Genomic DNA, 1,000 nt, shown 5'->3' with positions numbered 1-1,000 from the left:
GGGCGACCGCCTCGCGGCGGTTGAAGGTGATCTTGAGCTCGGCAAGCACCTCGATGATGATCGGGCGAAATTCTTCCGAAAGCTCGTCCTTGGTCAGCGTGGCCGCCGCCTCGGGATCGACGCGCTCGAGGAGGCGCGGAAGCACCTGTTCCTTGATCTTGTGAATCGAGGCTTCGAAGCCGTTCTGCTCCACTTGCTCATGAACGGCATTGGCGCGGTCGGCGAGCCGTGACATCGCATCCTCGCGCATCGGCGGGACCGAGGGGCTTGCGCCCGGCAGAGGAGGGAACTGGTCGCCGCCGGGCAGCGGCGCACCGCCTGGTGCAGCAGGAGGGGCTTTTTCCGTCGCCGATCCGCCCTTGATGGGCTTGGCTACGCCGAAGGCAGGACGGGCCCCCTGGCCCATGCCACCAATACCGTTCCGCCGCCCGAATGCGCTCATGAGACTTCCAACCTTGTCAGCGCCCGCGTGATTTTTGCGGGCCTAATCCCTTGCGATGGGTTCGAAGATTAAGGTTGAAACTTTGATAACTTCCTAATGATGGACAAATCGATTGCATGGCCGGCCGGGTCTTCAACCCGGTTCACTCACGCTCTTGGCAGGACGAACGCCGGAGCATTAGACTGACGGCAATGACCCCCGAACCACTCCACTGCTGGCTGTGTGATCGCCCCCTCGGACGGCGGGTCGAATGGCATCATCCCGTGCCCAAGAGTCGGGGTGGCAGGGAAACCGTGCCGGTCCACCCGATCTGCCACCGCACCATCCATGCGACCTTCAGCAATGCCGAACTCGCCCGGCTGGGAGAGGAAGGCGAAGTACTTCGCACAGCGCCCGCGATTGCCAGGTTCGTCTCGTGGGTGTCGCGCAAGCCACCCGACTTTCACGCGCCTACCGCCCGCAAGCGCTGACGGGCAGGGCAAGCACGCACCTTCAACGAAAAAGGGGGGGCCCCCCGGCCCGCCGGCCCCCCCGCGCCCGGGGGGGGGGGGACGCCCG

1 protein-coding gene and 1 pseudogene are annotated in these 1,000 nt (G+C 65.2%); one reads left to right on the top strand and one right to left on the bottom strand.

Translation table 11 applies throughout. The features are described from left to right. Nucleotides 1-442 (bottom strand): annotated as a pseudogene (locus tag SPHV1_RS00945) (CpaF family protein); the annotation flags it as partial. Nucleotides 443-633: 191 nt separating this feature from the next. On the opposite strand from SPHV1_RS00945, the gene SPHV1_RS00940 reads away from it, so the two are divergent. Further along, entirely contained in the window at nucleotides 634-912 is a 279-nt protein-coding gene (locus SPHV1_RS00940; protein WP_054944276.1) for an HNH endonuclease, read from the top strand. Nucleotides 913-1,000 lie beyond the last annotated feature (88 nt).

The sequence above is a fragment of the Novosphingobium sp. KN65.2 genome (genome assembly GCF_001368935.1).
Classification (GTDB): domain Bacteria; phylum Pseudomonadota; class Alphaproteobacteria; order Sphingomonadales; family Sphingomonadaceae; genus Novosphingobium; species Novosphingobium mathurense.
This window is presented reverse-complemented; position numbering and strand designations above follow the sequence as displayed.

What these genes read in the sequence shown, in the direction of transcription:
- SPHV1_RS00940 (WP_054944276.1), top strand. Translation starts at nt 634, where the DNA reads ATGACCCCCGAACCACTCCACTGCTGGCTGTGTGATCGCCCCCTCGGA.